Below are 1,423 nucleotides of genomic sequence, written 5' to 3'. Positions count from 1 at the left end.
CAATGCCAGTGACTTTGTCCTCCGATCCTCGTTGGTTGTGGTGTGGCGAGGGTGGGGCAGGTCAAGTCGCCTGCGGGTGAGCGGTTGTCGGATCGGATCGCGATCGGGGTGCTGACCCGGACGTTTCCGCCGGGTCTGGTCGATGAGGTGATCGCGGAGACCGGGCGGGCCGAGCAGCGCAGTCGGCTGCTGCCGGCTCGGGTGGTCGTGTACTTCGTGCTGGCGATGTGCCTGTTCTTCGGGCAGGGCTACGAGGAGGTCGCCCGGCTGCTGGGCGAGGGACTCGGGGACGGGCGGCGGTCGTGGCGGGTGCCGACGACCGCCGCGATCGGCCGGGCCCGACGGCGTCTGGGTCCGGAGCCGTTGCGGGTGCTGTTCGCGCGGGTGTGCCGGCCGGTGGCGGTGCCCGGGACCGCGGGGGCGTGGTACCGGCGCTGGCGTGTGGTCGCGGTGGACGGCACCACGCTGGACCTGGCGGACACCGAGGCCAACGTGGCCTTCTTCGGCCGCCATGTCTCGGGACGTGGAGCGAGCGCGTTCCCGCAGGCCCGGGTGGTGGGGCTGGCCGAGTGCGGCACCCACGCGATGTTCGCCGCCGCCACCGGTCCGCTGTCGGCGAGCGAGCAGTCCCTGTCCCGGCAGCTGTTCGACCGGCTCCGCGAGGGGATGCTGCTGCTGGCGGACCGGGGCTTCTACGGCTTCGAGCTGTGGCAGCAGGCCCGGGCCACCGGCGCGGACCTGCTGTGGCGGGTGCGCAGGAGCGCGAACCTGCCCGTCGTGCAGGCGCTCCCGGACGGCTCCTACCTCAGCACCGTCCATGCCGAACCGGACCGCAGGAGCCGCCGCAACCCGGTGACCGTTCGCGTCGTCGAGTACACCCTCGCCTCCACCGGCGAGGCCACCGTCTACCGGCTGATCACCACGATCCTCGACCCCGAGGAGGCGCCGGCCACCGAGCTGGCCGCGCTCTACGTCCAGCGCTGGGAGATCGAGACCACCCTGGACGAGATCAAGACCCACCAGCGCGGCCCCGGGCTCGTCCTGCGCTCGAAGTACCCGTGGGGCGTCGAGCAGGAGGTCTACGGCCTCCTGCTCGTCCACCACGCGATCCGGCAGCTGATGCACCAGGCGGCCCTGCACGAGGGTGTGGACCCTGACCGGCTGTCCTTCACCCGCAGTCTGCGGGTCGTGCGCCGCCAGGTCCCCGCCCAGGCGGCGCTTTCCCCCCGGCAGACTCGCCCGCGCGCTGACCCGCACCCTGGCTGAAATCACCGAACGCCTGCTACCTCCGCGCCGTCACCGGACCTGCCCCCGCGTCATCAAACGCAAGATGTCCAACTGGCCCCTCAAACGCGCCCAACACCGCGACTGGCCGCCACCAACCCCCGCAGTCACCACGATCACCAGAGCGGACGCGACCTAA

At 71.9% G+C, this 1,423-nt stretch carries 1 protein-coding gene; it reads left to right on the top strand.

Features of this window, described 5'->3' with window-relative positions; genetic code table 11:
- Window positions 1–42 precede the first annotated feature (42 nt).
- The gene (locus tag ACFV1W_RS40645; protein WP_380422616.1) at window positions 43–1,266 is read left to right on the top strand and encodes an IS4 family transposase; all 1,224 of its coding nucleotides are present in this window, start codon (window positions 43–45) and stop codon (window positions 1,264–1,266) included.
- The last annotated feature ends 157 nt before the right edge of the window (window positions 1,267–1,423 follow it).

It is taken from the genome of Kitasatospora sp. NPDC059648 (genome assembly GCF_042734825.1).
In the GTDB taxonomy this organism is placed as follows: Bacteria; Actinomycetota; Actinomycetes; order Streptomycetales; family Streptomycetaceae; genus Kitasatospora.
This window is presented reverse-complemented; position numbering and strand designations above follow the sequence as displayed.